This window comes from Exiguobacterium sp. AT1b, from assembly GCF_000023045.1.
Lineage (GTDB): Bacteria > Bacillota > Bacilli > Exiguobacteriales > Exiguobacteriaceae > Exiguobacterium.
The window spans coordinates 1,138,224-1,164,111 of sequence record NC_012673.1; the positions used below are offsets into that span (position 1 = coordinate 1,138,224).

The 25,888-nt window shown below is 51.9% G+C and carries 23 protein-coding genes; 3 read left to right on the forward strand and 20 right to left on the reverse strand.

The genetic code is table 11. From position 1 onward, the window contains the following. Positions 1–2 precede the first annotated feature (2 nt). Positions 3–1,850 carry a GGDEF and EAL domain-containing protein gene (locus EAT1B_RS05815; RefSeq protein ID WP_012727217.1) on the reverse strand — a complete coding sequence of 616 codons (1,848 nt, stop codon included), beginning with the start codon at positions 1,848–1,850 and terminating at the stop codon, positions 3–5. Positions 1,851–2,131: 281 nt separating this feature from the next. Between EAT1B_RS05815 and EAT1B_RS05820 the strand changes: the two genes are divergently transcribed. Next, a complete protein-coding gene (locus tag EAT1B_RS05820) occupies positions 2,132–3,904 on the forward strand; it encodes a C40 family peptidase (protein WP_012727218.1) in 1,773 nt (590 codons plus the stop codon). 111 nt (positions 3,905–4,015) lie between these two features. Next, positions 4,016–6,712 carry an EAL domain-containing protein gene (locus EAT1B_RS05825; protein WP_012727219.1) on the forward strand — a complete coding sequence of 899 codons (2,697 nt, stop codon included), beginning with the start codon at positions 4,016–4,018 and terminating at the stop codon, positions 6,710–6,712. Between the two features lie 12 nt (positions 6,713–6,724). On the opposite strand, the gene EAT1B_RS05830 is transcribed toward EAT1B_RS05825, so the two are convergent. Together EAT1B_RS05830 and EAT1B_RS05835 are read right to left on the reverse strand one after the other, a co-directional pair. Beyond that, a complete protein-coding gene (locus tag EAT1B_RS05830) occupies positions 6,725–7,453 on the reverse strand; it encodes a DUF3784 domain-containing protein (RefSeq protein WP_012727220.1) in 729 nt (242 codons plus the stop codon). 97 nt (positions 7,454–7,550) lie between these two features. Next, the gene (locus EAT1B_RS05835; RefSeq protein WP_012727221.1) at positions 7,551–8,792 is read right to left on the reverse strand and encodes a UDP-glucose/GDP-mannose dehydrogenase family protein; all 1,242 of its coding nucleotides are present in this window, start codon (positions 8,790–8,792) and stop codon (positions 7,551–7,553) included. 104 nt (positions 8,793–8,896) lie between these two features. Between EAT1B_RS05835 and EAT1B_RS05840 the strand changes: the two genes are divergently transcribed. Then, the gene (locus EAT1B_RS05840) at positions 8,897–9,157 is read left to right on the forward strand and encodes a hypothetical protein (protein ID WP_041917935.1); all 261 of its coding nucleotides are present in this window, start codon (positions 8,897–8,899) and stop codon (positions 9,155–9,157) included. A gap of 79 nt (positions 9,158–9,236) precedes the next feature. On the opposite strand, the gene EAT1B_RS05845 is transcribed toward EAT1B_RS05840, so the two are convergent. The 17 genes from EAT1B_RS05845 to EAT1B_RS05925 all read right to left on the reverse strand — a co-directional run bounded on the left by EAT1B_RS05845 (position 9,237) and on the right by EAT1B_RS05925 (position 25,887). Further along, on the reverse strand, positions 9,237–10,241 hold the full coding sequence (locus EAT1B_RS05845; protein ID WP_012727223.1) for a DUF916 and DUF3324 domain-containing protein: 1,005 nt from the start codon (positions 10,239–10,241) through the stop codon (positions 9,237–9,239). 10 nt (positions 10,242–10,251) lie between these two features. Then, positions 10,252–10,965: a WxL domain-containing protein gene (locus tag EAT1B_RS05850; protein ID WP_012727224.1), complete on the reverse strand. Its 714-nt coding sequence runs from the start codon at positions 10,963–10,965 to the stop codon at positions 10,252–10,254. Between the two features lie 14 nt (positions 10,966–10,979). Further along, a complete protein-coding gene (locus tag EAT1B_RS05855; RefSeq protein WP_012727225.1) occupies positions 10,980–12,278 on the reverse strand; it encodes a hypothetical protein in 1,299 nt (432 codons plus the stop codon). Positions 12,279–12,450: 172 nt separating this feature from the next. Continuing rightward, entirely contained in the window at positions 12,451–12,867 is a 417-nt protein-coding gene (locus EAT1B_RS05860; protein WP_012727226.1) for a GNAT family N-acetyltransferase, read from the reverse strand. Then, entirely contained in the window at positions 12,867–13,805 is a 939-nt protein-coding gene (locus EAT1B_RS05865) for a hypothetical protein (protein ID WP_012727227.1), read from the reverse strand. Before EAT1B_RS05865 ends, EAT1B_RS05860 begins: the two co-directional genes overlap by 1 nt. After that, the gene (locus EAT1B_RS05870; RefSeq protein ID WP_012727228.1) at positions 13,802–14,776 is read right to left on the reverse strand and encodes a glycosylase; all 975 of its coding nucleotides are present in this window, start codon (positions 14,774–14,776) and stop codon (positions 13,802–13,804) included. Before EAT1B_RS05870 ends, EAT1B_RS05865 begins: the two co-directional genes overlap by 4 nt. 39 nt (positions 14,777–14,815) lie before the next feature. Next, positions 14,816–15,514, reverse strand: coding sequence for a WbqC family protein (locus EAT1B_RS05875; RefSeq protein ID WP_012727229.1), 699 nt, complete (start codon positions 15,512–15,514; stop codon positions 14,816–14,818). Positions 15,515–15,528: 14 nt separating this feature from the next. Beyond that, positions 15,529–16,509, reverse strand: coding sequence for a glycosyltransferase (locus tag EAT1B_RS05880; protein WP_012727230.1), 981 nt, complete (start codon positions 16,507–16,509; stop codon positions 15,529–15,531). 41 nt (positions 16,510–16,550) lie between these two features. Then, positions 16,551–17,603, reverse strand: a complete 1,053-nt coding sequence (gene rfbB / locus EAT1B_RS05885; protein WP_012727231.1) for a dTDP-glucose 4,6-dehydratase — start codon at positions 17,601–17,603, stop codon at positions 16,551–16,553. After that, positions 17,509–18,480, reverse strand: a complete 972-nt coding sequence (gene rfbA, locus EAT1B_RS05890; RefSeq protein WP_012727232.1) for a glucose-1-phosphate thymidylyltransferase RfbA — start codon at positions 18,478–18,480, stop codon at positions 17,509–17,511. The genes rfbB and rfbA overlap by 95 nt, the downstream gene beginning before the upstream one ends. Next, entirely contained in the window at positions 18,477–19,598 is a 1,122-nt protein-coding gene (locus tag EAT1B_RS05895; RefSeq protein WP_012727233.1) for a DegT/DnrJ/EryC1/StrS aminotransferase family protein, read from the reverse strand. The genes rfbA and EAT1B_RS05895 overlap by 4 nt, the downstream gene beginning before the upstream one ends. A 26-nt stretch (positions 19,599–19,624) precedes the next feature. After that, positions 19,625–20,602, reverse strand: a complete 978-nt coding sequence (locus EAT1B_RS05900; protein WP_012727234.1) for a glycosyltransferase family 2 protein — start codon at positions 20,600–20,602, stop codon at positions 19,625–19,627. A gap of 14 nt (positions 20,603–20,616) precedes the next feature. After that, entirely contained in the window at positions 20,617–21,729 is a 1,113-nt protein-coding gene (locus tag EAT1B_RS05905; protein ID WP_012727235.1) for an NAD-dependent epimerase/dehydratase family protein, read from the reverse strand. Continuing rightward, positions 21,693–22,949: an acetyl-CoA carboxylase biotin carboxylase subunit family protein gene (locus EAT1B_RS05910; RefSeq protein ID WP_041917938.1), complete on the reverse strand. Its 1,257-nt coding sequence runs from the start codon at positions 22,947–22,949 to the stop codon at positions 21,693–21,695. Before EAT1B_RS05910 ends, EAT1B_RS05905 begins: the two co-directional genes overlap by 37 nt. Next, entirely contained in the window at positions 22,858–24,093 is a 1,236-nt protein-coding gene (locus EAT1B_RS05915; RefSeq protein WP_148209550.1) for a glycosyltransferase family 4 protein, read from the reverse strand. Before EAT1B_RS05915 ends, EAT1B_RS05910 begins: the two co-directional genes overlap by 92 nt. Before the next feature lie 5 nt (positions 24,094–24,098). Beyond that, positions 24,099–25,142 (reverse strand): polysaccharide biosynthesis protein, encoded by a 1,044-nt coding sequence (locus EAT1B_RS05920; protein WP_012727238.1) that lies wholly within the window; start codon positions 25,140–25,142, stop codon positions 24,099–24,101. Between the two features lie 106 nt (positions 25,143–25,248). Beyond that, positions 25,249–25,887 (reverse strand): sugar transferase, encoded by a 639-nt coding sequence (locus EAT1B_RS05925; protein WP_012727239.1) that lies wholly within the window; start codon positions 25,885–25,887, stop codon positions 25,249–25,251. Position 25,888: the final 1 nt, after the last annotated feature.

Genomic DNA, 25,888 nt, shown 5'->3' on the forward strand with positions numbered 1-25,888 from the left:
GCTCAGGCGTCCCTTGTCTGTGTCGTATAGTCAGCAATCCATGTTTCTAGTTCTTCAAGCGGTAACGGTCTAGAGAAATAATACCCCTGCATCTCGTCACAGCCGAGTTCGCGTAACGCGTTCCACTGTTCAAGCGTCTCGACGCCTTCACACACCGTCTTTAAATTCAACCCACGTGCCAGGTCGACAATCGATTCGACGATGACATTGCCCGTCGGATCATTCTCGGTCACTTGAATGAATTGGCGATCAATTTTGATCTCATGAATCGGATAGTGCTTCAAGTAGACGAACGCCGAGAACCCTGTCCCGAAGTCGTCGATTGAGATGGAAAATCCTTCTTCACGGAACGCGACGAAACGATCGATGACATGTTGCTGGTTCTCCATCCCGACGCTCTCCGTGATTTCCAAGGTCAAATAACTCGTACAGACCCCTTCTTCCCGTGCGATTTGGGCAAACTTTTCGACGACCCCTTCGGATAAGAAGTGACGTGCCGATAAGTTGAGGGCGAGCTCATAGCGCTCTCCCCGTTCATGCCAGCGTTTAAGCTGGCGACAAGCCGTCACGAACGCCCATTCCTCCAAATCGATGATGACGCCTGTCGATTCGGCGAGCGGGATGAAGTCGAGCGGTGGCACGAGACCGCGCTCCGGGTGATTCCAACGCATCAATCCTTCGAACCCTTTTAACGATCCCGTGAGCGCATCGATTTTCGGCTGATAGTACAGCAAGAATTCATTCCCTGCCAAGCCACTCCGCAAATTCATCTCCAAGATCAGTCGGTTCGCCGCCTTCGTCCCCATCTCCTCTTCATAGAAGACGATGGCTGCCCGCTGTAGCCCTCGCTCACTCGCCGCGATCCGCGTCCGATGAATCATTTGAAGGGTCGTGAGGTCTTCTTGCTCGACCGCGATAAAGGCACTCACCGTCAAAATGACTTCCAATTCATCTACAATGAACGGATCTCGTACGAGCGCTTCACATAGTTTATCCGCAATCGTGTTCAATTTAATCCGATCGCCATACGGCAACCAGATTGCAAACCCAGACTGAGACAAACGACTCAGTTTCGATTCGTCCACGTATCGGCGCAAGCGGTTGGCCGCCTCACGAACGATTTCATCCGACTTCTCAATCCCGATTGCATCTTCGACCGACCGGAAATCGTCGACTTTTAAATACATCATCGCGCCGAGTTGCTGCGATTGACGCTGACGTTCGGCATCCACTGTCTCGATAAAACCCACGTCTTTCAAGAGACCTGTCAATTCATCGGTATACGCCAGGCGACGAATGTGGGTATCTACGGCCTGCCGGTCCAGCCGGAAGTACAGGATGGCAATGAAGTCCGCAAGTGTACTGACAATCAACTCCTCAAGATAGTTCCACTCCCGAGGCAGAAACGTCTCGCAACAAATCACGCCCTTGGCACGATTGTTCGCATAGATTGGAGCATCCAACATGGAGTACACCCGTTTACCTTCTACGAAATACTCTTTATACAGGTCCTTCACCAACAGATGACTGCGAACGTCCTCAAACGCTAGGATGCGATCTGTCTGAAGCGCATCAAAATAGTCCGGTGCGAGCGCCCGGTGGATCGTCAACTCCGGGTAATGTGTCCCTGATTCGTGAGAATAGGCGACTTGACATGAAATGGATTGATACGATGTGTCAAAATGCCAAATCGACACCGTATCGACCGCCAACATATCGGCGACGATCTCACACATATATCGAATCGCGTCCTGCACCGCTTTCTCGGTGACAATCGGCATTCGTACGAGCTCGAACAGTTTCTCTTGATGTTTACGATATGTTCGGTTTGAAAAGTTCTTCTCGACCATCAGTCTGCTACCTCACCTATTTTAATTTGACCTAATGATAGCACGAATCATCCGATTTAACGTTTTCCAAAATTCAACAGAAAGTCAATACTTCCTCCATTTTTCAAGTGATAAAACAGGGATTTATTCCCACTTCTAAATTATTGACCTCCTTTTTAAGAAAGAGACGCGAATTGACCTTTTGCCCCATTGCTTGCCTATTTCTTTGCACCGTACAATGAACTTGTATTGTTTCACTTGTTGAATTGTTTCGTTCTCACTCTTTGAAAGGATGTGACGCTATGAATCCAAAGTCTGGTCTCACCTATTCATTCGCGGCACTTGCAGCGGTCAGCGTGCTTGCCCACGCAGACGAAGCAGCAGCGGCGAGCACACATACGGTGCGTTCGGGTGATACGTTATGGTCGATCAGTCGGTACTATGATGTGTCCGTTGCGACGATTAAATCGTTGAATAATCTCTCGTCCGATAGCATTCGCGTCGGTCAAAAGCTGAAGCTGACAGGCAATTCATCTGCTACGACAGGTGGTTCCTCGTTGACCACGACGAGCACGAATCGCGTCACGACGACACACGCATTGAACATGCGGGTCGCCGGAGGAACGTGGCATCGCGTCCTCTTGACGATTCCAAAAGGTACGACGCTCACACCAATCCAATCAACTGGATCGTGGACGAAAGTCAGCTATGGCGGACAGACCGGTTGGGTGCATAACGATTATTTGCAAAAGGCATCTATGTCTAGCAGTACCGACAAACCATCAACGGTCACACCGAGCTCGGCTACAGCTCAAACGAAAGCCAACTTGAATCTGCGTTCGTCGAAGTCGACGAAGACGACCGTATTGCTCACGATTCCAAAAGGCAAGACCGTGACCGTCTTATCTGTTGAAGGGTCATGGTCGAAAGTGAAGTACGGGTCGAAAACAGGATATGTCGCCAATACATATTTAACGACATCAGGAGCGGCGACACCGACAACACCGAGTACAGGACAATCGATCAATCAACAATTCACTACGACGGCAAACTTGAACGTTCGACAAGGTGCAGGCGTCGGTTATCCGCTCGTCACGACCATCCCGAACGGAACCGTCGTCAAAGCGACGAAACAGTCGGGCAGCTGGTACTATGTCACGTATAATGGGAAGTCCGGATACGTGAGCGCCGGTTACTTGAAGCAGACGTCCACGACACCGAGCAACCCGGCTCCGAACGAAGGCGATGCCGGTGCTGGTAATGCGGCTGTCGATTATATCGTCAACACACCGTCCTTGAACGTACGTTCGAGCGCATCGACGAGTGCGACCATCATCGGGAGTGTCAAAGCCGGACAGACGTTGCGCGTCGTCCAGTCATCGAAGGGATGGCTTCAGATTTATTACGGGAATACGGTCGGATTTGTCGCCTCGGCTTATGTGAAAACCGTCCCGAAAGGTTCGACAGACGGTCCGTCTTGGGTCGAAGGTTCTTACGATGCGAACTCGTATTACACGTACTATCCGACATCGATTCGGTCACAGGCGAACGAGTCGAGCAGCACGGTCGGTTCGACACTGCGTGGAGAACTATTGAACGTGATCGGAGAGACGGCGACCCACTATCGCCTCGCATCAGGATTCGTCGCAAAATCAGCCGTCACGGAAATCAAAGGGCAAAGCGCTCAGTCGACACGGCTTTCAACTATTGACGTGGCAAAACGCTACGTTGGAACACCGTACGTGTGGGCATCGTCTAGTCCGGCAAACGGTGGATTCGATTGTTCAGGACTCATCTATTATGTATTCAATCAATCCGGCGTCAGCATCCCACGGACGAACGTGGCCAATTATTGGGGTGGCGCTTATTTCGGACCGCAATTGCCTAAGTCGTTCGTTCCCCAGGCGGGTGACCTCGTCTTCTTCGAGAACACCTATATTGCCGGACCGTCGCACATGGGCATCATGATCAATTCTGATACGTTCATCCATGCCGGTTCATCTGGATTAGGATACAACCAAATCAGTAAAGAACCGTATTGGCAGTCACGCTTAATCGGTTATAAGCGACCGTGACTTTGGTCACGCCAAAAAACCCGACGAAAGTCGGGTTTTTCTTTCGTTTTGCAGGATTTTCATCGCCTGACCCGAATTCGGAAGTATGATGAAGGAAAAAGGAGGTGCCGGATGGGCCAACCCCGTTTTGCTAAAATTCCATACCGTACCTACACGATGGCGCTCGCGGTCGCTTGTCTCATCGGTGTCCTGTTGTTCGGACTCGGAACGAGTTTTTATTGGCATGAAAAACAAGAAGCCATTGACCAGACGATTACGAACTTGAATCAGGCGGCAGACCTGGCTGGCGTCGAAGCGTATGTGACACTGTTCGAGGCGGCGACCCGATATGAGGAACAGTCAAATCAGACGTCGTCATTCCTGTCCACGCCTTACAAAGAACGTGCACTCCAATACAATGAGCGGTTATTGAACGACTTTGAGGACGGTGTGAACGAACGGGAACGCGAGACGCTCGAGACGTTCTCAAACGAGTTGAATCAAATTCTGGAGACCGAACAGTTTGAAGAGGTCCCGACCGACGTCATCAGTTCCATCAATCGACGCTGGCTATATCAAGCACTCGAGCAGACGAATCAATCGAATGCGGCATACGAGTTGACGGATGCCATCATGCGGATGCAGTCGATGCTCATGCGAAACCGTGACGCACTCTTCCGTGAACCGATTGATGCGGACCAACTTGAAAGTAGCGTGGACATGATCGTCGGTGAGGCGACACTCATCCAAACCATCCTTGCGTCAAACCCAGAGCTACAGACGAAAGCAATCATCGACGTGGCGGATAGCGGTCGATCGTTTGCGAATATGGCGAATCGCGAAGCTTCTCTAGAAGCCCGTTACGTCAACTCAACGAACGTCTATGAGGATGCCTATGGTGCCCTTCGTTCCGTCCGCTCGAATTCTGAGACGATGCTACGGGAAGAAAGTAAGCATTATCAAGTCCTGGCCACCACCTCATTCGTGATGACGTTGCTGTTATCGCTCGGACTCCTATTCCTGCTCTACTATACACGCAATCGCTACAATCACGACTTGGCGCATCTCAAGGCTCGCGCACTCGCTATCGATCCAAGCCTCGAACCGGTCGAGACCATGTTTCCGAAGACACATGACTTCCGAGGTATCGAGGACGAGTTACGCGAGATTGCCGCGAGTGTCCATTCGACCGTTCACGAACTGGAGAATCGTTCACAAGACCTCGTACGTTATCATGAGCGCTGGTCGTCCCTCTTCTCCGAGACGGGACTCGCTATCGCCCTCATGGATGACTCGTATAACTTGATTGAGCGCAACGAAATGTTCCGGCAGTTTTTCGGTGATCGAAACTTATATGAGATCAACCAATTGTTCACCGAGACGGGTCGCCGCCTGTTCGAGCAAGCACTCGAGGGCGTGACCGACCAAGGGACGAGCGCCCAGTTCATCATCCACCTAAAAGGCGAGCATCTCCGTTACTTGAACGTGAAGCTGACACCGCTCAAGCGTGAGGAAAAGTTGACGTATTACCTCATCGTCGAAGATGAGACGGATCGGGTCGAACGGGAACGGAAGGTCGACCGCCTCGTCCGGTTCGACTTGGCGACCAATCTGTATAACGAATATGGCTTTATCCGCAAGTGGGAGAAGCAAGAGATTGACGGCGCATTCGTCCTCATCCGGATTCATGACTATCATCATCTCGTCGATTGGTACGACCCGGCGTACGCCGACCTGCTCATGATCGAGTTTGCGCGAGCCGTCGAGTCCCGTCTTTCGAAATATGCCCAACATCTCTTCGGTCGATATCGCGATGACACGTTCATGCTGTATGTCCGAGGCTTCTCATACGAGGATGAGCATGAGCTGTTGGAGCTGTTCCCGACGGAAGTGACGATCAACCATAAACGTCAAAACGTGCATATTCAAATCGGGGCGACCGAGACGGAAGGGGCATACAACGACTGTCTGTTCAAGGCGATGAAGGCGTTACAACACGCAAAAGAGACACGTACCCCGTCGGTTTGGTACGACTCCGAGATTTTAGCTCAGATGCAACTCGCCGCACTCATTGAACAAGCGCTCCCGGACGCCATCCGCAGAGGTGACTTGACCGTCGCCTATCAACCGCAAGTCGAGTTGAAAACCGGTCGTGTCGTCGGGGCAGAGGTGCTCGCGCGTTGGACACACCCGGACATCGGGGTCATCCCACCGAACGAGTTCATTCGCGTCGCGGAACGGTCCGATCAAATCCTATGGCTGTCGCATAATATTCTCGACCAGACGATCGCGCAGCTCGTCGCGTGGCAAGGAACTGCATTTGAAGACATCTCCTTGTCGTTCAACTTGTCGGCCCATTCGGTCGACCCGTCCATCGTGACGAAGCTTCGGGATTCGATCGAGGTCTATCCATGGCTACCGGATCGGTTGAAGATTGAATTGACCGAGTCGTCGGATATCATGTCGTATGCGAGCGAGCTCGAACGATTAGAAGACATCGCCGACCTCGGCTATTGTCTCTCGATTGACGACTTCGGGACCGGCTACGCCTCATTCGAAGCGATTTGGCATCTACCAATTCAAGAAGTGAAGATTGACCGGATGTACGTGAGTGGGAAGGCGAAAGAAAGTACGTCCTTCTTACGCGCCGTTTCCCGGTTCGCGAACGAGCAACAGTTGACCGCTCTCGCCGAAGGGATCGAGACCGAGAGCGACCTGTCACGGATGCTTCGTGAAGGGGTCGAGCTCGGTCAAGGCTTCTATTTCTCACCCGCTCTGGATGCGGCTTCATTTGAATCATGGGTCAACACAAAGGGACACTCGCGTTGAGTGTCCCTTTTTTCAGCGTGCACGAATGTCTTCATATAACTGCCTCGTCGCTTCTGCCGAGGCCAGATTCAGATAAATCGGTTCTTCCGACCAATCGAGTCGAATGACCGGCTCGACATCACGGTCGATGAAGAGGAGGACATCCTCCCCTGCCTCCGTCCGAAAATTCCCGGTCAGACGTGATCCCGTGTCTGCTCCGTTCGTCCGACGCGCGATTTCCGGCAACGTCGTCCACGCCACGTCTTCCACCTCATCAAACGGGACCTCACGACCATAACTGCCTTCGATCACGATCGCTTCATCCGTCACGGTCACCTCAGTCGGTTGACTGAACCAAAATAGGAGTGCCGGTACACCGACGAGTAAGACGACGGAGACGATGATGATCGGGATGAGACGTTTCTTTCCGCCCGGTCTCAAGCGTCCCGATTCGTCATAAATATTGCCGTCATAGCGCTGCATTCGCCAGAGCATCCCGACAATGAAGACCATCAAAACGAGAAAGAACGGTTCGAGCGGAACGTCCAATTCAAATTCTTCGATGAGCGCGATGAGGATAAAAATTGCCCCAATCCCATAACACATCCAGGCGACGAGACGCGCCACTTTTTGAATGTTCACCCGTTCCCGCTTCTCACGCGACATCGTATTGTAGCCTGAAATCAAATCGTGCCATCCGAGACGATCCACTGCGAAACCAAGTGCGATGACGATGACAGCAGCCAATATAAGAATCCACATGTGCCTCACCTCCTCTTCTTTCTATACGTCATGAGTCACGCAAAAGATTCATCCCACACAAAAACAGGACCGCCTACATGAGCGGTCCTGAACAGGTTTAGTTTGAAGTCGGTGTGTTCGACGGACGTTGCATCCGTCCGATTCCTTCGTACGACACAGCGCCTGGATCGCGTACGAACTTCCATGCGTTCCGTGCATCGATCAATCGACGCTGGCGCATGCCGCTGAAAGCATCCGGTGCCAAATTCACGATCTCGTCCCATTCTGTGACGAGAATGGCATAATCGGCTCCCTTCAGCGCCTCTTCGACGGTCGTCGCTTGTGGGTAGTCCCACGTCGCAATCGGGTCATACCCAATGACGTCCACGTTACGGGCCACCATATGGTGAGCGAGGAGAATCGACGGGGCATCCCGCATATCGTCCGTTCCCGGTTTGAATGCCAAACCAAGGATAGCCACGCGCATGTTCGGTTCAACGTTCAATTTCGAGAGCACGTACTCGATTTGCGTCTCATTCACTTTCGCTGCCGCGCGGATGACACGTAGGTCGATTTCGTTCTCACTTGCGACGTGAAGAAGTGCGTTCATATCTTTCGGGAAACACGAACCTCCGTATCCGATGCCCGCGTTCAAGAACGAACGTCCGATTCGTGGGTCGAGTCCCATCCCGTCCGCAATCGTCGAAATGTCAGCGCCAGCTTGATCGGCTAGACGCGACAAGTCGTTCATGAAGCTGATTTTCGTGGCCAAAAAGGCGTTCGAGGCGTATTTGATGAGTTCTGCGTTGATCGGTGTCGTACAGATGAGCGGAACGCCAAGGCGTCCATAGATGCCTGCCAACTCTTCTGCGACTTCGAGGTTTTCACACCCGATGACGACCCGGTGTGGTTTCATGACATCTGCGAGCGCGCGTCCTTCTTGTAAAAATTCCGGTACGATCGCAAACGTATGAGAGGGATACATGATGTTCAGTAAATCTGTCGTGCCGGGTGGGACCGAGCTACGAATGACGATTTTATGCTTCGTGTTTAGTTCCGACAAGACTGCTTCGATATAAGATAAGTCACAGCTTCCATCCGACTTGCTCGGTGTCCCGACGGCAAGAATCAAATAGTCGACCTGCTCCGTATCGGCGATTCGGCTTGTCAGGGTGATTTGATCGGCGTGCTCTTGCAACACCTCTGCCATGCCTGGTTCATGGAATGGCGGATGTCCACTCATGAGAAGACGCAACTTCTCTTCGTCCGCTTCCACTCCGATGACGTGATGACCGGCTTTTGCCAAACCACAAAGTGTAGCCAATCCAACGTATCCTAAACCAATAATTCCAAATTTCACATCAGTTCCTCCTTCAATCATCTTTTATAAGCGTACCGAAACACGCCCAAGAAGTGAAGCTTCTAACACTCTCTGGATGTTCTTTGCTATAATGAGTCAAAATGATGGGTGAAAGGACAAACCGCATGGGCTTAATCGCTTTCTTCTTAGTGACATTGTTCGTATATTTTTGGCTTCCGGTCCGGGGGGGACTGAAAACCTTTTTGCTAGTCTTGATCATGGTGAGCGGATGGCTTTCCATTTTTGAACTCGTTTCGATTCTCGAAGCCCGTCCATGGGTCATCGCGCCAATTCTGGTCATCGTTGGATCTGTGATTTGGAAAGTACAGCGTGATCGGAAACGAGAGCTCAAGAAAAGTGTTTGACCTCGGTCAGGCGCTTTTTCTTTTTGTACTATTCTACACAAACCAGAAAGTTCCTTCTTGACGAAAAAAAGAAGCGCTCTTACGCGCTTCTCAAACGTCTTCTCAAGTAAAGGATATAGCCGGTGCTAAGGAGTAGACAAATCCCTACAATCGGCAACGTCATGTCACGATTCAAGAAGCTCGATTGTTGTACGACCGGTTCTTCCACCCTCTCTTGAATGTGAGCCGCCTCCTCGTCCGTGACTTTGAAAGAGTCCGTAAATGACCACGTTCGATTCGTCTCCCGTTCCCTCATTTCGACAAACACCTGATACGTCCCCGGTGCAAGGCGTTCCGTAATCGGGAAACGGAATCCCGTATTCGTATAAGGCGCCATCCTCGCTTCCATCCGGTGCGACATCGTCTTTCCTTCTTCAGATTTGACTCGCATCTCGAGATCGACCTGTCCGCTGATGGAACCCGTCTGATTCGCAATCTGAAATGCGACATGTGGATAGTAGTGATTCGTGTTGACCGAAACGCTCTCCCATTTCGGTTCGTACACGACTTGTTTCGTCGTCGTCGTCAATTTCACACCGATCACATACTCATATTGATTTTGAACACCTACCTGTTCTGGCGTAGTGGAATCTTCCGTCCTCGATACGCGTATCCCGCCAAGCAATACCCCCTCAATCACCTTACCGACCGCGTTTGTTTCAATCTTCACCCGCTTTGCTTCAGACGGCCCGACTTCAATCGTTTGATGAAGGTCATCCACTAAATCGGTAAACGAAACGCCCTCTCGCACCGGTTCGGATTGATCATACACAATCACACCCAGTTCATTCGTATACGCATTTCCGATGTTCAACTCGTAACGTTGACGTTTGTCGAGATGATTGTGAATCACCAGTTCGAGCACGACTGGTTCTGCCGGAGAGACGAACAAGTCGAAATATCCGACTTGTGGATTGAGTTGCTTGGCATGAGGGACGATTTCAACCGAGAAACCGACCTCATCTGTTTGCGCATGAACCGACGAGAGGGTAGCCATCCACGACCAACAAATTATACCGATTCCGATGATCCAAATTCGCTTCATCCCATCACCCTCAATTCACAGGAGGCAACAAGTTCGGCGTCAGCGACCACGTCAGCTTTGACACATGTTGACCGACTTGCATCATGTTATTGGCGACATGTAATTTAACCGAAGCGCCTGCTCCCGTCCAGTGGGCCAGCCAAGTGAATTGACCTGTATTGGCCGCAGCCGACATCACATTGACGTATTGATTATCCGTATTCAGTTGAATGTTACCACTGCTTAACACAGGACTGTCCGTATCGCCAATCGGTGATTTCACCGCTCCTCCATTGAAGGTGAAATAAGCTCCTGGAAGGGAAGGGACGCCTACCTCGCTTGTCCGCTCGAACGGTGTCGCCTTGACGTGTACGGACCAGTTCCCAAACGTCGTCCGCCGGTCTGTGACTTGCACCAACAGACTTCTCGGCAATTTGCTTCCGGTCACTGTCGGCTGCGCCACATATTCAAGTGCCATCGTATCTCGAACGGTATGCGTGCCAAAATACAGATTTGGCGCAAAGTCGAGGGTCAGTTCTGCCGCCGTCGTGTTCACAAACCCATCGTTTGAATCAGGCTGTGGTGAAAAAGGCGCATCCGTAGCAGGGTCATAAATGTCTGGCACCCCGAGTTCCGTGAACTCGATAGTCGCCTCCGTCTCACCGCTCATCGCTGAAACGGTCATCATGTTTCCAAAACATAGCATACTGCTCAACAACATAAGACGTACACGTTTTTTCCTCATTCAGGTTCTCTCCTCTATGGGGCGCTCACTAGTGTCCAGTTGATGGTCGTTTGATACGTTGTCGGTTGAGGCAATTGGGATTGCACGTTCAAAAAAATCCCGTCGGTCGGTCCATACGTCAACGGTGTCGCCTGCTCGGTCATCGTGCCTTCTGCAATCACTTGCACACCTTGCTCTAAGGAAACGATGGTCCCATCTTCTCGCTTGAAGAAGACGGTGTCCGTCAACGTATGTCCTCCTGAAGACGTCAACGGTGTCGCGGTCGCGGTGAGACGCCACGCGTATCCGAGCGCTCGAAGGTGCGAGACGGTCACGGTCATCGCTTGATCTCGGTAAATCTGTTGACCACTCGGACGAATCGATACGCTACCGAAGTCGATTGCAGACGGTACGTTTAACTGAAAGATTGGACCTTCCGTTTCAAGCGTCCACGCATCTCGTCCATCTGAAAGCAGGTCAATCCTCACCAATTCATTTGTCATATGGCCATAAAAGGTATGGGCTTGAGGTGTCCCTAGAGGCAAACGATTCAAGCGAAAACTGAGTTTGAATTGATATTGTTTCGGGTTCAATACGGACACACTGAGCAACTGATTGGCACGGAAATACACCTGCTCCCGAGCCTCATCTACTACCCATTGATTCGTGGCGATGGTTCCCCGATTCACGCCAATCAAGGCAGGAATCTCGTAGCTTCCTGCCAAACTGGATTCGTCGAGATATGGCATCAAAGCGCTCGGAATTTGGAAGATGACGAAACGGTCTTTCAGTAGATTCAAATCGAGGACACCTTGTCCGGTCAACGTCAACTCCACGCGGTCACTGTAGGCTCCGCTCAAGCTGATCTCTGACAGTAAGGAGACTCCGAGCAATCCGTTCGCTTGAATCGAGTCTGTCGTTTCCGTCGGTTCACTCGTTTCAAGGTCATCCGATTCCGCTGTTGAAGCCTCCTCATCCTCCCCTTCCACAGGCACCGGATCTTGCTCGATTTCCGGTGGTTCAGGTACGGGGTCAAGGACAGACAATCCCTCTTCTGATCTCGGTTCTGTGTCCTGACTTGGAGTCGAAGGAGCCGCCTCCGCTCCAGTTGAACTCGGTTCTTGTGCGGGTTCAGATTCAGAGGTCTCCTGCTCGGAGTCAGCCACCGGTACTTCTTCGTCGAGTGGCTCATCCGGGCTGACTTCCTCATCTCCCGGTTCTTCGGTACCACATGCTTCACACTTCGCATGCTCCGTTGCATAGAAGTGCATCGGGTGACTGACGAACAACAAAACAAGGATACACGCTATACACGTTAAGTACTGTTTCCTCATAAGGCCTCCAATTATATAAGACAAAAGGCATCGATTCTATGTATCTTATATCCATTATCAGACAATTCAAACTTTTATTTTGAAATTATTTCTTCTGTTGTATTACGCATGACAAAAAACACCTTCCACAGTAGAAAGGTGTCCGACTCCTCACTTTCGCTATCTTTTCGTTTCACAACACACTCTCCATGACGAGCACATCACCCGTTCGTTCGAGCTCGCTGAAGCCGTGTCGCATGTAGAAGGCAATCGCCCGTTCGTTCGTCGCTTCGACGTGCAAGTGAATCTTCCGTTTGTTCGTCTGGATCGATTCCTCGCATAACGCTTCCAGTAAGGCGTGCCCACTACCGGACGGCGCTTCCGGCAACACGCAAATATGGCTGATGAAGACGATGTCCGTATCCATGTATGCTGCGATTAGCCCGACGAGACGCCCGTCGTTCCAAATTTCATACGACGTCGCCCGTTCGTAGAGCTTCAAAGCGTATGGCTCTAGCGCTACCCGCTCCGACAGCTTGGTCGGGAACAGGTGATCACACGCCTCAAGATGCGCCACATAGTCAGAGACCGTCCCTTGGTCGCGAGTCATCATACGTCCTCCAAAATTGCGACACCAAATCCATGTCGCCCAAACTCGTTCCCGTTATAGAGAAGATAGTGCCGCCCCTCCCACTCGAAGACATGCGGATAACACTCCATGTCCGCGTCCCACCCGTCGGAACTTCGCTCGAATCCGAGCGCCGCATCATCCCGCGTCCAGTCCAACAGATTTTCCGAATAGGCGTAACCTAATCGATATCCGCGTAACGGGTCGGTTCGAAAGCCGAAGGTGTCCCGAAAACAGAAAATCATATGGTAACGTCCGTCCGCCTCGAACACCGTCGGAAGCGCCTGACTCTCGTCCGCGATCACATCCGAAACGATTCTTCCGTGACGCTTGAACGTCTGTCCATCTTCTGATGTGGCGAGCGCAATCTTATACGTCCGTTCCTGGACGCCATCCGGACCCTCTTTCCATGTCGTCCCGTAAATGTAATACATATAGTATTTTTCCCGTGTGACGACAAAAGGGTCGCCGACGAGAAACGGTTCCTCGATGCTCGCCGATAATACCGGTCCGTCTCCGAGCCGTTCGAACGTCTCTCCCTCGTCCCGACTGACAGAGAGTCCAATCCCCGTTTCGACAGCTACCGAGTCACGACGGCTCCAGCCACTCGTATAGCCATAAAGCCCATCACGCGTCCGTGTGACGTGAAATGGGAAGATCCCGTGTTCGTCGAACGTCCCCCGTTTTCCAAGGGGGATGATTTCATCTGTGGACACGTCGATGACGTTGAAATCACGTGTCATGTCCACGTATCGGACGTGGCTCTTGAACATGTCACCGTCCGGTTCACGGGTCGAGAAATAGATGCGCACAAAATCCTCGAAGACGAGCGCCTGAGGGGACTGGGCGAACGAGGAGTACTTCCCGAAAAATCCGTACGGCGCCGGGTCGAAGATGTGTCCGAGTTTTTTCCACTTCATCTCGCTCCCTCCTTGCGCTCCGCGATGCCGAACCCTTCTCGTCCGACTTCATTGCCCAAATAGAGTAAATACCGTTTCCCGTTCAACGTGAACGTGTGGGGGTAGGCGACCATCTCGTCATCGAATCCTGATTCTGTCCGCGAGAACTTCATCACGTCATCGTCACGCGTCCAATGGAGGAAATCCGGAGAAGAGGCATATCCGATTCGATACGTCCGCTCTGGATTTTTCCGATAATCGGTCGCGTCCCGGTAACAGAAAAACATATGATAGCGCCCATCTTCATAAAAGACGTCTGGACTAGCCTGCGCCTCATTCGGAAGTACGCTTTCAATCAAATCGCGTCCCGCCTTCACCCACGTGACCCCGTCCTTCGACGTGGCCATCCGAATTTTATACACCGGTTCAGGACGTTCGCCATCCATGATCCACTCTCGTCCGGCGATATAGAACAACACCCACGTGTCATGGAATCGCCGAATCTTCGGTCCGCTCAAGATGAAGGGTTCGTCGAGCGTATACGATAGGATCGGTCCTGGACCGACGCGCTCGAACGTACGTCCGCCGTCTCGACTGATGGCTTTTCCGATATTCACATTAAATGGAACGGACACCGTACGCGTCCAGCCCCCGTAATAGGCATGCACCTCATCCCCGACCTCAATCGCCGAGAACGGATAGACACCAAACTCGTCGAACGTCCCACGTGCACCGAGCTCCAGTATCGGTCGTTCACTCACCCGAAGAATCGAGAAATCCTCTTTTGCGACATCCACATACCCGCTGTGACTGACGTATCGTCCATCGATCGGTTTCGGTCGACAGCTGAAGTAGATCCGCAAATAGGTATCGCGTTCCAACACACAAGGTCCTTGTGCGAACGCATCCATCCAGTCGAGTGATGCGTCTCGCTGAGGGCTGAAGAATAGACGTCGATTGGTCCATTCAAATGATGTGTTCAACGTGTTCATCCCCTTTCCCCTAATCGTTGCGTCATCTATCTCGCCTCATTAGACGAGCGTATAGGCGTGGAGCAATTCACGCACTTTCGTTTTCGAATTGAACATCAAGACATCGATGATGGACAAGTTGGGTGTGAACGGATGACCAAATTGAGCATATTCCACCGCATCCATCTGGATAAAATCAAGCGGCACCCCAGACTCCGCGAAACGCTGTTTGTCATAAAGTTCCTGCCCGCCGATCGCATTGATGTAATGCGAGGTACGCAAATGATGACAAATCTCGAGTACCAGTTGTTCACACTTCAGCGACTTGTCGTAATCGAGCGAGGAGGCGACCAATAACTCCGTATCCATCTCGAGATAGTCACGCACTTCCGTCAATAACGTTTCTAGATAAGTGGCGACATTGCGTTCCTCATTTTTAATGATTCGTTCCACCATCGGCATGACGTCGGCATAACTTGGTGCACGTTGATACGCATGGTGCAATAAGCGCAGTTGATAAGTCTCATGAACCGGATCGAGAATCCGCTCATGCTCACGGATCGTACGTTGTTGTGTCATATGATCGATTTTCAGATGGATCGGTTTGATATGTCCCTCGACCAAAATACGGTTTCGATGAATCCATCCTCGTTTCGCAAATTGCACATGGTCCAAGATGACGAACTGGTCCACCGCGTTCATCAATTGAATATAACCGAGGTATGGGAAGTAGTACGGCTGCATGATCCCTAATTTCATTTGAGCCGCCTCCCTTAACCGAGCTGGAACGAGCGCATGCGAATCAACCACTCCATCAAATGCGGATGTCGCACCATCAAGTAGGGACGTAGCCGCTCTCTCCCGACGAAACGCTCCACATATCGGTCATACCGGGGTGACTTCAGCGCTTGAAAATCTCGTCGGAGCCGATGCAAGCCGACCTCGAACGATAAGCGAGAAATTTCGATTTCTTGATGAAATCTGCCGTCCGTATAGGAATCGAAAGCATCCATCATTCGGATGAATGCCTCCATCCGCTCAATATCGCGCTCCCTGTTTCGTTGACGCCACTTGGTGGTGACCGACCCGGACACACCGAATCGGTATACGCTCATCACCTCAGGCATGTAGTAGGCGTAACCTTTGCTTGCGACGTGCAGTTTGAGCGCGCCGTCGAAGGCGGGCGTATCGCCGATCCAATCTAACAGATCGTCTGTCAGTCCATTCCGGTACAACATGGACATCGTCGGAATGAAGCCGAGTAGCTGTAACTCCCCGGCATGATAGGTCCGCGGCTCCGTCGAGGCATACTTTCTGTTTTCAGGCATCCACGGGATGACGCGCCATCCGGTATGGAGTGTGTCGTCCGTTTCGACATACGCGTCATGAAAACAGAGCGTACAGTCCGGATGGGCTTCCATATAGTCGACTTGTTTCTGCAACTTGTGTGGGTCGGTCCAGTAGTCGTCCCCGTCACAAAGGGCGATGTACTTGCCACGCGCCCTCTCTTCGTTCAACAGATTCACCATGACCCCTTGAGAATATTGGTTTTCCGTTTGATAGATGACCCGAATCCGGTCCGGATGCTGTTCTTCATATTCGCGCACGATGTCCGCCGTCCGATCCGTTGAGGCATCCTCATGAATCAGGATCTCGAAATCAAAATCCGTTTCCTGCATCAAGAATCCTTCAATCGTTTTGGCGATGTACGGTTCGTGGTTATACGTGATGCAGTCGATGCTGACCATCACCATGTCGATCCCCTCCTTTCTCGGGATGATAGAACGACTCAGACTTAGGAAGAATAGATGTCTTGATAATAAGTTTTATACGCTCCCGAAACGATGCGCTCGACCCATTCCGGATGTGACCGGTACCATTCGATTGTCTCTTCGATTCCTTGTTCAAAACTGTAGCGTGGCACCCACCCGAGTTCGTCTTGCATTTTCTTCGCGTCAATGGCATAACGGCGGTCATGGCCAGGGCGATCCGTCACGAATTGGATGCGGTCATCAGGTAAGTCAAACGCTCGTAAAATCGTTCGGACGAGCTCCAGGTTCGTCTTCTCGTTATGTCCCCCGATGTTATAGACTTCTCCGACCTGCCCCTTTTGTCGAACGAGATTGATGGCTTCACAGTGGTCCTGCACATGTAACCAATCCCGGATATGTCCTCCGTCCCCATACACCGGGAGCAGTTGATCGGTCATACAATGGTGCACCATGAGCGGAATCAGTTTCTCGGGGAATTGATACGGACCGTAATTGTTGCTGCAACGGGTGATCTTAATCGGTAAGCCGTACGTCTCATGATAGGAACGAACGAGCAAATCAGACCCGGCCTTCGAGGCGGAATAAGGACTGTTCGGGGCGAGTGGTGTCTTTTCTGTAAAGAACCCCGTCTCCCCGAGCGACCCGTATACCTCATCCGTCGAGACATGGACGAAACAGACGTCATCACGGTATTCTCGACTGTATTTATCGTCCGAATACCGTTTCCAATGCCGCATGGCCGCGTCGAGCAACACTTGTGTGCCCAGGATATTCGTCGAGAGGAACAACTCCGGCTCAAGGATACTTCGGTCGACATGCGATTCCGCCGCAAAATGCACGACTTCGTCAATCTCAAAGAGAGAGAACAGTTCATCAATCGCCGGACGGTCGCGGATGTCTACTTTCCGAAACACGTAGAGCGGATCGTGCTCGAACGCTTGGACGTTCTCTAAATTGCCGGCATAGGTCAACGCGTCGACGTTAAGGATGCGTGACGTTGGATGTTTGTCCCGAAAGTGTTTTATGAAATTTGAACCGATGAACCCGGCTCCGCCAGTCACTAGGATCGTATGCATTGGTCTGTTCTCCTTCCTCTAGAAGCGATATCAAATACTGTCCGTAATCGGTCATCTTGAGCGTCTGACCGATGTCGGCCAATTGCTCTCGCGTGATGAACCCACGACGCCACGCAATTTCCTCCAAACAAGCGATGTAATAGCCTTGCCGTTCCTGCACCGTCTGTACGAAGATGGAGGCTTTGATCATCCCTTCCGGCGTTCCCGTATCGAGCCAGGCCATCCCGCGACCGAACAAGACGACGTTCAACTCGCCTCGTTCCAAATACATTTGATTGATCGACGTGATCTCGAGCTCACCGCGTGGCGACGGCTTCACTTGTTTCGCGAACTCGACAACTTGATTGTCATAAAAGTAAAGCCCCGGTACCGCATAATTGGATTTTGGGACCGCCGGCTTCTCTTCGATGGACAAGACGCGTCGATCCGCATCGAACTCGACGACACCGAATGCCCGTGGGTCCTTGACCGGATATCCGAACACCGTCGCGCCTGACTGTCGCTCTTTCGCATCCTGTAAAAAGCGCGTCAAGTTCGGACCATAGAAGACGTTATCCCCTAAGATGAGGCAAACGGAGTCGTCCCCGATGAACGATTCTCCTAATACGAAGGCATCCGCGAGACCGACCGGACGCTCTTGTACTTGGTACGTAATCGAGATTCCAAGTTGATGCCCGTCACCGAACAGTCGCTCATACCCTGCAATGTCTTTCGGGGTCGAGATCAATAAGATCTCCTTGATGCCGGCGAGCATCAACACCGACATCGGATAATAGATGAGGGGCTTGTCGTAGATTGGCAACAGCTGTTTCGAGACTGCTTTCGTCATCGGGTAGAGACGCGTCCCGTTCCCACCCGCTAGAATGATTCCTTTCATCGTTCATTCCCTCCTTCAAGGATTACGTCACAAATGCGGTCGACCATCTCCATTGTCATGTCCGGATAAAGAGGTAACGTGATCACCCGATCCGAGACGTACGTGGCGTTCGGTACAGATGCGTCGAATGCGTAGCAGGAAAAATCGGTCACGAGCGGATAAAAATACTTCCGGGCGAGAATCCCATGCTGCGCTAAGTATGCCATCATGTCATCGCGTGCCGCTCTCCCTTTCGTGACGAGAACCGGATAGTACGCATAGTTGGACTCGGTCCGTTCATTCCGAAGGTTCAAGCGCAGAAACGAAGCATTCCCTAAACGGGTGTCGTATCGCTCGACCAGACGTTTCCGCTTTTCAATGTCGGCATCGATCCGTGGGAGGTTGCACCGTCCCATCGCCGCCTGAAACTCGTTCATCTTGGCGTTGCCCCCGACCGATTCGACGGATTCTGGTCCGGTGATCCCAAAGTTGACGGCTTGATGAATCGCTTCGACGTAACGGGCATCCCGGAACGTGAGCGCGCCACCCTCAATCGTGTGAAACACTTTTGTCGCATGAAAGCTGAACATCGTCAGGTCGCCGAACGTCGAGACGTCGCGCCCGTCGTGCCGGACACCGAACGCGTGCGCCGCATCGTAGAGGACACGGAGCCCATGGCGTTTCGCGAGTTGTTCGATCGCCTCCACGTCACATACGTTCCCATACACATGAACGGGTAGGATGGCCGTCGTCCGTTCCGTGATCAACGCCTCGATTTTGTTGACGTCGATCGTGTAGTCGACGGGGTTGATGTCACAAAAGACAGGGGTGATCTGTTTTCGGATGAGCGCATGCGTCGTCGAGGCGAACGTGAACGGCGTCGTGATGACCTCACCTGTCAACCCGAGCACATCAATCGCCGTTTCGAGGGCCAGATGACCGTTCGTCAATAAGGAGACGTGCGGGACGTGGAGACGCTGCTCTAACTCTTCTTCTAATGCCCGCACATTCTCGCCACGGTTGCTCAAGTGACGCGATTCCCAAAGGGGACGAATCATCTCGACATACGTATCAAAATCCGGCATACTCGGTCGTGTGACGGGAATGACGGCATCTGTTTCTACATTTGAACCACTCATGGTGAAATCACCCCTTTTCCTTTCGTTCAAGCGAATGCCCGATTTCGTATTTTAATCAGCCACTCCGTTAAATGTGGCTGCTTAATCATCAGGTAAGGTCGGATTCGATCGATTCCGACGAATCGATCGAGATACGCGTCATATCGAGTAGAACGTAACGCATCATACTCTCCTTTCAATCGGCGGAGCCCCACTTCAAAGGAAATCCGGGACAACTCCAGCTCCTGATGGTATTTCCCATCGGTATAGGCATCAAATAAGTTGATGAAACGAATGAACTCCTCATGTCGCTTCACGTCACGTTCGACATTCCCCTCGTTCCAAATGGTCGTCGCCGACCCTTCGACCTCGTAGCGATAGACACTCATCACTTCCGGCATGTAGTAGGCGTATCCCCTGCTCGTGATATACAAGCGAATCGATGCATCTCGCGCCGGCGTCTCTTCGAGCCATCGCGGGGCGTCATGGAAATCGTTCACATACAACATGGACATCGTTGGAACGAACCCGAGTAACTGTAATTCACCGGCGTCATACGTCCGGGGCACGGATGAGGCGAGCTTTCGATTTTCCGGCATCCATGGAATGACGTGCCAGTTCGTGTGGAGCTTTCCACCTGTCTCAACGTACGCATCGTGGAAACAAAGTGTACAGTCCGGATGGGCTTCCATATAGTCGACTTGTTTTTGCAATTTGTACGGGTCGGTCCAGTAATCATCGCCCTCACAAACCGCGATGTATTTGCCGCGTGCCCGCTCCTCGTTCAACCGACCGATGAACACGCCTTTTGAATATTGATTCTCCGTCTGATAGATGACGTTGAATTTTTCAGGATATTTCTGAACGTATTCCCGGATGATGTCTGCCGTCCGATCCGTCGAGGCGTCATCATGGATCAGAATCTCGACCTCGAAGTTCGTGCGCTGTGACAAAAAGCCTTCAATCGCCTGAGCGATGTACTTCTCGTGATTGTATGTGATGCAGTTGATGCTCACCATGACCATGATGAATCCCTCCTTTATGAGACTTCCGCGTCTTGTGCGACAGTGGCTCGATAGGTGTCCGGTTGACTCGCGTCGAACGGCTCGTTCACCCACATCACCGTCACTAAATCTTTCACGCCCGTGTTTTCGATATGATGGACGTAACCTGGCGGAATCTCGATGACTTCAAGCTGTTCTTCACTGACATGGAACGAGATGATCTGATCTTGGTCCATCAACCGGAGCCGAATCACGCCTTCACCGCTGACGACGATGAATTGTTCATGTTTCGACTCATGCCAGTGCTCCCCTTTTGTGATTCCGGGTTTGGCCACGTTAACGGAGACTTGACCACGATCGGGCGTCTTGAACAGTTCTGTAAACGATCCCCGCACGTCCTGATGCATCAAGAGAGGCGTGACCATCCGTTCTTTCGGCAAGTAACTTAAGTACGTGCTGTACAGCTTTTTCGTAAAAGGATCCGATACATCCGGTACCCCTCTAGCCATTCGGACCGCTTCGAACGATTCAATCATTCGGGCAAGGTCGAATAATGTGATCTGGTGTGTTGGGACATCTGGATTGGTGCTTTCTGTTTTATGCAGTGTCTCTATAAATGATGCGACGACGTCATCGACATGGGCGAGCGTCAACACGTGATTGGGATGTGTGACCGTGATCTCCTCTCCTCGTGCAATCTGATAACAAAACGTCGTGACCGCACTATTATAGAATGGTCGCCCCCATTTGCCGAACAGGTTCGGGAGCCGATATATGTGAACCGGTGCCCCGCTCCGTTGACCGTACAGCCGCAAAATGTCCTCCGCTTCTCGTTTACTGTTTCCGTATGGATTGTCTTGAGTCGCTTGAATCGACGAGGCGAAAAAGACGGGGACCGGATTATAGGACAGCAATTCGGTTGCGATCGCCTCGGTCAAGTCGACGTTTCCCGTCGTGAATTCTTCGACTCGTTCGGGACGGTTCACTCCGGCCACATGATAGACGGCGTCCGCTCGACGCAGATAGCTGCTTCGTTCCACGGATGAGGTCGAACGGGTGATCGGGAGGACGAGATGCCCAGCCCGCTCCAAGGCGTGGACGAGGTGTCTGCCTAAAAAACCGTTCGCACCGGTGACGACGATGTCCATGATTCTCCCTCCGTTTCTTCGGTCGACTTGATGTGTAAGGTCAGCCATCGCTCGGGATGTTCGACGAGTCGAAGCATCGTCTCGACGTCTTCAAACTCTAGAATCAAACTACCGAGTGCTTGATTTGCCCCTTCGAAGCGCGGGACCACATCTCCGACGTTATAATAGATGTTCGCTTGTCGAATCGTATATGCATCTTCATCGAAATGGACGCCCATGAATCGCCCCGTTTCTTGACTGCCGATGATGAAATAGGCAGACGGTACGGTCACTGGTTTCATCTCGATCGTCACCGGCATCCCGAGTGCGACATCAATCGTCGCCTGGACCAAGTCGACGCCTGTCGCTTGTTCGATGATTTGTGGGATGTAATTCCCTCCGTTCCGTGGACCGATATCCATCAGATAGACGTCTTCTCCTTTGACGAAGATATCGAAGTTGAACGCCCCTTGCTTGAAGCCGACTTCAGTCAACATGCGTTGCAACGTCTCATGGACTTGCTCAAGCACGTGAGACGGATGCACACTCGGAAAACTCGCACTGATCGGGGCGAACGGGTTGACTCCGTTCACGTTGAAGTGTCCGTTTCCGAAACAACGAAACACCAACTCTCCGTCGACGACAAATCCATCACCCGCTAATTGATAGCCGTCTCGGGTAATGAACTCCTCCACGACTACTTCCTGATTGAATGACATCGTAAATGCCACTTGAAGATGGCGACGAAGCTGCTCAATCCCGTGCCCCCGACTCCACTTGCTGATTCCTTTACTCCCTGAGGCGTCGGCCGGTTTGATGATATATTCACCTGCCCGCTCCCATAACGTGTCGACCGCCGTTTCCAGTTCGGTGAACGCAAAGGTTTTCGGGACGGCAAAGTCATGTCGCTGTAGGAATGTCCGAAACTTCGCTTTATTCGTCAACGTTTCGACCGTTTCAAGCGAGTTCGTCACTAACCCGAGTGTTTCTCCCACATAGGCGGCCGTTCGCGCCGCCGGATCGGAGGCATAGGCGACAATCCCATCGATGCCTTCCTCTCTCGCAATGGCGAGGACCGCCTCCCGATCAAGGGTGCTCGTACAATAATAACGGTCGGCCACGAGTCGACCTGGATTATCCGGTAAATAGTCACAGAGAACGGTGAATATCCCTTGTTGTTTCGCTTTTTGGATGATGGGAACTTGATGCATCGCTCCCCCGAGCAACAGCAGCTTCAGCATGGTGAGAATCTCCTTTGCGGTAGAGTGGTTGGAGCAAATCGACGTAGACGGCAGCCGTGTTGGCGTTCAGTCGCGGTGTCACGAGCTCTTTCGATCGCTGTCCGTGTGTCGTCAATCGTTCGGGATGGTCGAGATAGTGTTTCAGCTCGGTCACGAGCGATGCTACCGTCGGTTCGCATTTGTAACAGTTGATTCCTTCGTGAAGATGACGCGCGACGTTATTGACGTCATAGCTGACGACGATGCCCATCCCGGACGCGCAGGCTTCAATGATGCTGATGTTCCCGTTCGAATAAGTCGCCGGCAACACGAGAATATCTGAACTACGGTAAACGAGATTCAATCCGTCCCACGACTCGATTTCGTCAAGGAACGTGACGTCCGTCAACTGCTCATCCTCGATATATCGACGACATGCATCCGCGAGGTGCCCGTCTCGATTGAGCGACATGGAAAGGTTCGGATATTCTTCTTTCAAGATTCGATACGCTTCTAAGGCGACGAGCGGTTGATAACGTTCAATTAAGCGATTGGCAAACAACAGATGAATCGGGTCGTTTGGTTCTATCTGACGTAACGGGTGCGACATGTGCGTCTCGATATCAATCGGATAGGGTGCCGAGACGACTCGTTCGGAAGGGAAACCGAGTTCATTGATAAATTGATCACGTGCAACGTTCCCCATTCCAAAAATCAAATCGGCCCGCTTGAACAGTCGATGAATCCGTGTCGTCTTGTGCAAGCCGTTCTCTCTTGTCAATAACGTCGATTCGCCGCTCGTCTCGCCCCGTACGTTTCGAATCGGTTCACTCATGACGACGACGCGCACCCCGAACAGTTTGACGATTTGTAAGAGTAGCGCATGGAACGGGGTGAAGCCGGCTAGCAGCAAGATATGCGGTCGAAATCGGATGAGTTGGAGAAAGACGTCGAGCGACAGATAGTTCGTTTTTTTCGAGAAATACGAGCCTCTCAAGACGCGACAGCGTTTACCGAGTGGGATGATCCACCAGTCAGGTCGCTGATCGGTGATTTGTTTATAAAACCAAAACTCGGTGTCCATATGCTCATGAAGCACGTCAGCGAATTTCACTTGATACGGGGAAGCGATATTGGATAGGAAGACGAGCCGTTGTCTGGTCATCACACTCACCCGATTCGTTTCGCGGAAGCGGGAATCGTCCATTTCGCGAGTTCTTCCTGGATGTAAGGTAACGTCAACAAGAGTTCCTTCACTTCCTCCACATCGAGCTGTCTCGTATTGTTCGAGTTGTACTCACCTTGAGCCGTCAGCTCCTGGCTACCTTCACTGAAGTACTTCTCGTAGTTCAAGTCTCGATTGTCGGCCGGGACGCGGAAGAATCCCCCCATGTCTTCGGAGACGACTTTCTCTTCCCGGGTCATCAACGTCTCGAACGCTTTCTCGCCGTGGCGGGTCCCGATGACTTTGATGGGAAGATCGACCCCGAACAGTTGCTTCACGGCTTCGGCGAGTACACCAATCGTCGAGGCAGGTGATTTTTGGACCATGATGTCACCGGCATGCGCATGATGGAATGCGAAGACGACGAGCTCGACCGCATCGGCCAGGCTCATCAAGAAACGCGTCATGAGCGGATCGGTCACGGTGAGCGGTTCCCCTTTTTTAATCTGTTCCACGAATAATGGAATGACCGACCCACGCGAGGCCATCACGTTCCCATAACGGGTCCCGCAGATGAGCGTGCGGTCTGGTCCGACCGCACGGGCCTTGGCGACGAAGACTTTTTCCATCATCGCTTTGGAGATTCCCATCGCATTGATCGGGTAGGCCGCCTTATCCGTCGAGAGACAGATGACCTTCTCCACACCCGCTTCGACAGCGGCATTCAAGACGTTTTCCGTACCGAGAATATTCGTCTTCACCGCTTCGATCGGGAAAAACTCACACGAGGGAACTTGTTTCAGTGCCGCCGCATGGAAGACGTAATCGACGCCATACATGGCATTTTTGACACTGTTCGGGTCCCTTACATCACCAATGTAGAATTTTAACTTGTCATGATGATAGCGATTGCGAATGTCTTCTTGTTTCTTCTCATCCCGTGAAAAGATGCGAATCTCTTTGATGTTCGTATCGAGGAATCGCTCCATCACGGCATTGCCGAACGATCCCGTCCCACCCGTGATGAGCAATGTTTTGTTGGAAAACATAAGAAGGCTCCTTTCGTAGATGTCTAGTCTCAGATGTAGGAAGAGCGGTATGTCATCATTTACCCGGTTGGTCTCACTTAAATTGGTAACTTAATGGAAACCGTTATCATTTTTTCGCAACATGCATCATCTTCTTTTCTTCAGACGACGGGCTCGGTGGGGGCGCCCCTTCCACGATCCCTTCCCGGAGCAAGACGTTCCGAACGGTCAAGGCGATACAGCGCAGATCGAACCAAAAGCTCATCTGGCGCACGTACTCCCCGTCGAGTTTCGCCTTCACCTCAATCGGAAGCTCATCTCGACCCTTCACCTGTGCCCATCCGGTCAGCCCCGGCAGCGCTTCTGTCGCACCCACTTGTCGACGGGCCTCGACCAAGTCGTCTTGGTTCCACAGTGCGGGTCTCGGTCCGACGATGGCCATCTCGCCTTTTAAAATGTTGACGAGCTGTGGCAATTCATCGAGACTCGTCTTGCGAAGAAACGCTCCGACGCGCGTGATATGTTTCGTGGAGTCGTTGAACAGATGTGTCGGGACATCATTCGGGGTATCCTGATGCATCGTCCGGAACTTATACATCCAAAAACGTGTCTCCCGTAACCCGATGCGCTCCTGTTTGAAGAAGACGGGACCTCTCGAATCGATTTTGATCAAGAGGGCGATAAGGAGCAGAATCGGTGCGAGAAGAAGGAGCGCCACTCCGCTGAGCGTCCCGTCAAAGATTCGTTTGAACGTCATATAGTCCATG

Coding starts and splice junctions, on each gene's coding strand:
- EAT1B_RS05815 (WP_012727217.1), bottom strand. CDS start 1,850: ATGGTCGAGAAGAACTTTTCAAACCGAACATATCGTAAACATCAAGAG.
- EAT1B_RS05820 (WP_012727218.1), top strand. CDS start 2,132: ATGAATCCAAAGTCTGGTCTCACCTATTCATTCGCGGCACTTGCAGCG.
- EAT1B_RS05825 (WP_012727219.1), top strand. CDS start 4,016: ATGGGCCAACCCCGTTTTGCTAAAATTCCATACCGTACCTACACGATG.
- EAT1B_RS05830 (WP_012727220.1), bottom strand. CDS start 7,453: ATGTGGATTCTTATATTGGCTGCTGTCATCGTCATCGCACTTGGTTTC.
- EAT1B_RS05840 (WP_041917935.1), top strand. CDS start 8,897: ATGGGTGAAAGGACAAACCGCATGGGCTTAATCGCTTTCTTCTTAGTG.
- EAT1B_RS05845 (WP_012727223.1), bottom strand. CDS start 10,241: ATGAAGCGAATTTGGATCATCGGAATCGGTATAATTTGTTGGTCGTGG.
- EAT1B_RS05850 (WP_012727224.1), bottom strand. CDS start 10,965: ATGAGGAAAAAACGTGTACGTCTTATGTTGTTGAGCAGTATGCTATGT.
- EAT1B_RS05855 (WP_012727225.1), bottom strand. CDS start 12,278: ATGAGGAAACAGTACTTAACGTGTATAGCGTGTATCCTTGTTTTGTTG.
- EAT1B_RS05860 (WP_012727226.1), bottom strand. CDS start 12,867: ATGACTCGCGACCAAGGGACGGTCTCTGACTATGTGGCGCATCTTGAG.
- EAT1B_RS05865 (WP_012727227.1), bottom strand. CDS start 13,805: ATGAAGTGGAAAAAACTCGGACACATCTTCGACCCGGCGCCGTACGGA.
- EAT1B_RS05870 (WP_012727228.1), bottom strand. CDS start 14,776: ATGAACACGTTGAACACATCATTTGAATGGACCAATCGACGTCTATTC.
- EAT1B_RS05875 (WP_012727229.1), bottom strand. CDS start 15,514: ATGAAATTAGGGATCATGCAGCCGTACTACTTCCCATACCTCGGTTAT.
- EAT1B_RS05880 (WP_012727230.1), bottom strand. CDS start 16,509: ATGGTGATGGTCAGCATCGACTGCATCACGTATAACCACGAACCGTAC.
- rfbB (WP_012727231.1), bottom strand. CDS start 17,603: ATGCATACGATCCTAGTGACTGGCGGAGCCGGGTTCATCGGTTCAAAT.
- rfbA (WP_012727232.1), bottom strand. CDS start 18,480: ATGAAAGGAATCATTCTAGCGGGTGGGAACGGGACGCGTCTCTACCCG.
- EAT1B_RS05895 (WP_012727233.1), bottom strand. CDS start 19,598: ATGAGTGGTTCAAATGTAGAAACAGATGCCGTCATTCCCGTCACACGA.
- EAT1B_RS05900 (WP_012727234.1), bottom strand. CDS start 20,602: ATGGTCATGGTGAGCATCAACTGCATCACATACAATCACGAGAAGTAC.
- EAT1B_RS05905 (WP_012727235.1), bottom strand. CDS start 21,729: ATGGACATCGTCGTCACCGGTGCGAACGGTTTTTTAGGCAGACACCTC.
- EAT1B_RS05910 (WP_041917938.1), bottom strand. CDS start 22,949: ATGCTGAAGCTGCTGTTGCTCGGGGGAGCGATGCATCAAGTTCCCATC.
- EAT1B_RS05915 (WP_148209550.1), bottom strand. CDS start 24,093: ATGACCAGACAACGGCTCGTCTTCCTATCCAATATCGCTTCCCCGTAT.
- EAT1B_RS05920 (WP_012727238.1), bottom strand. CDS start 25,142: ATGTTTTCCAACAAAACATTGCTCATCACGGGTGGGACGGGATCGTTC.
- EAT1B_RS05925 (WP_012727239.1), bottom strand. CDS start 25,887: ATGGACTATATGACGTTCAAACGAATCTTTGACGGGACGCTCAGCGGA.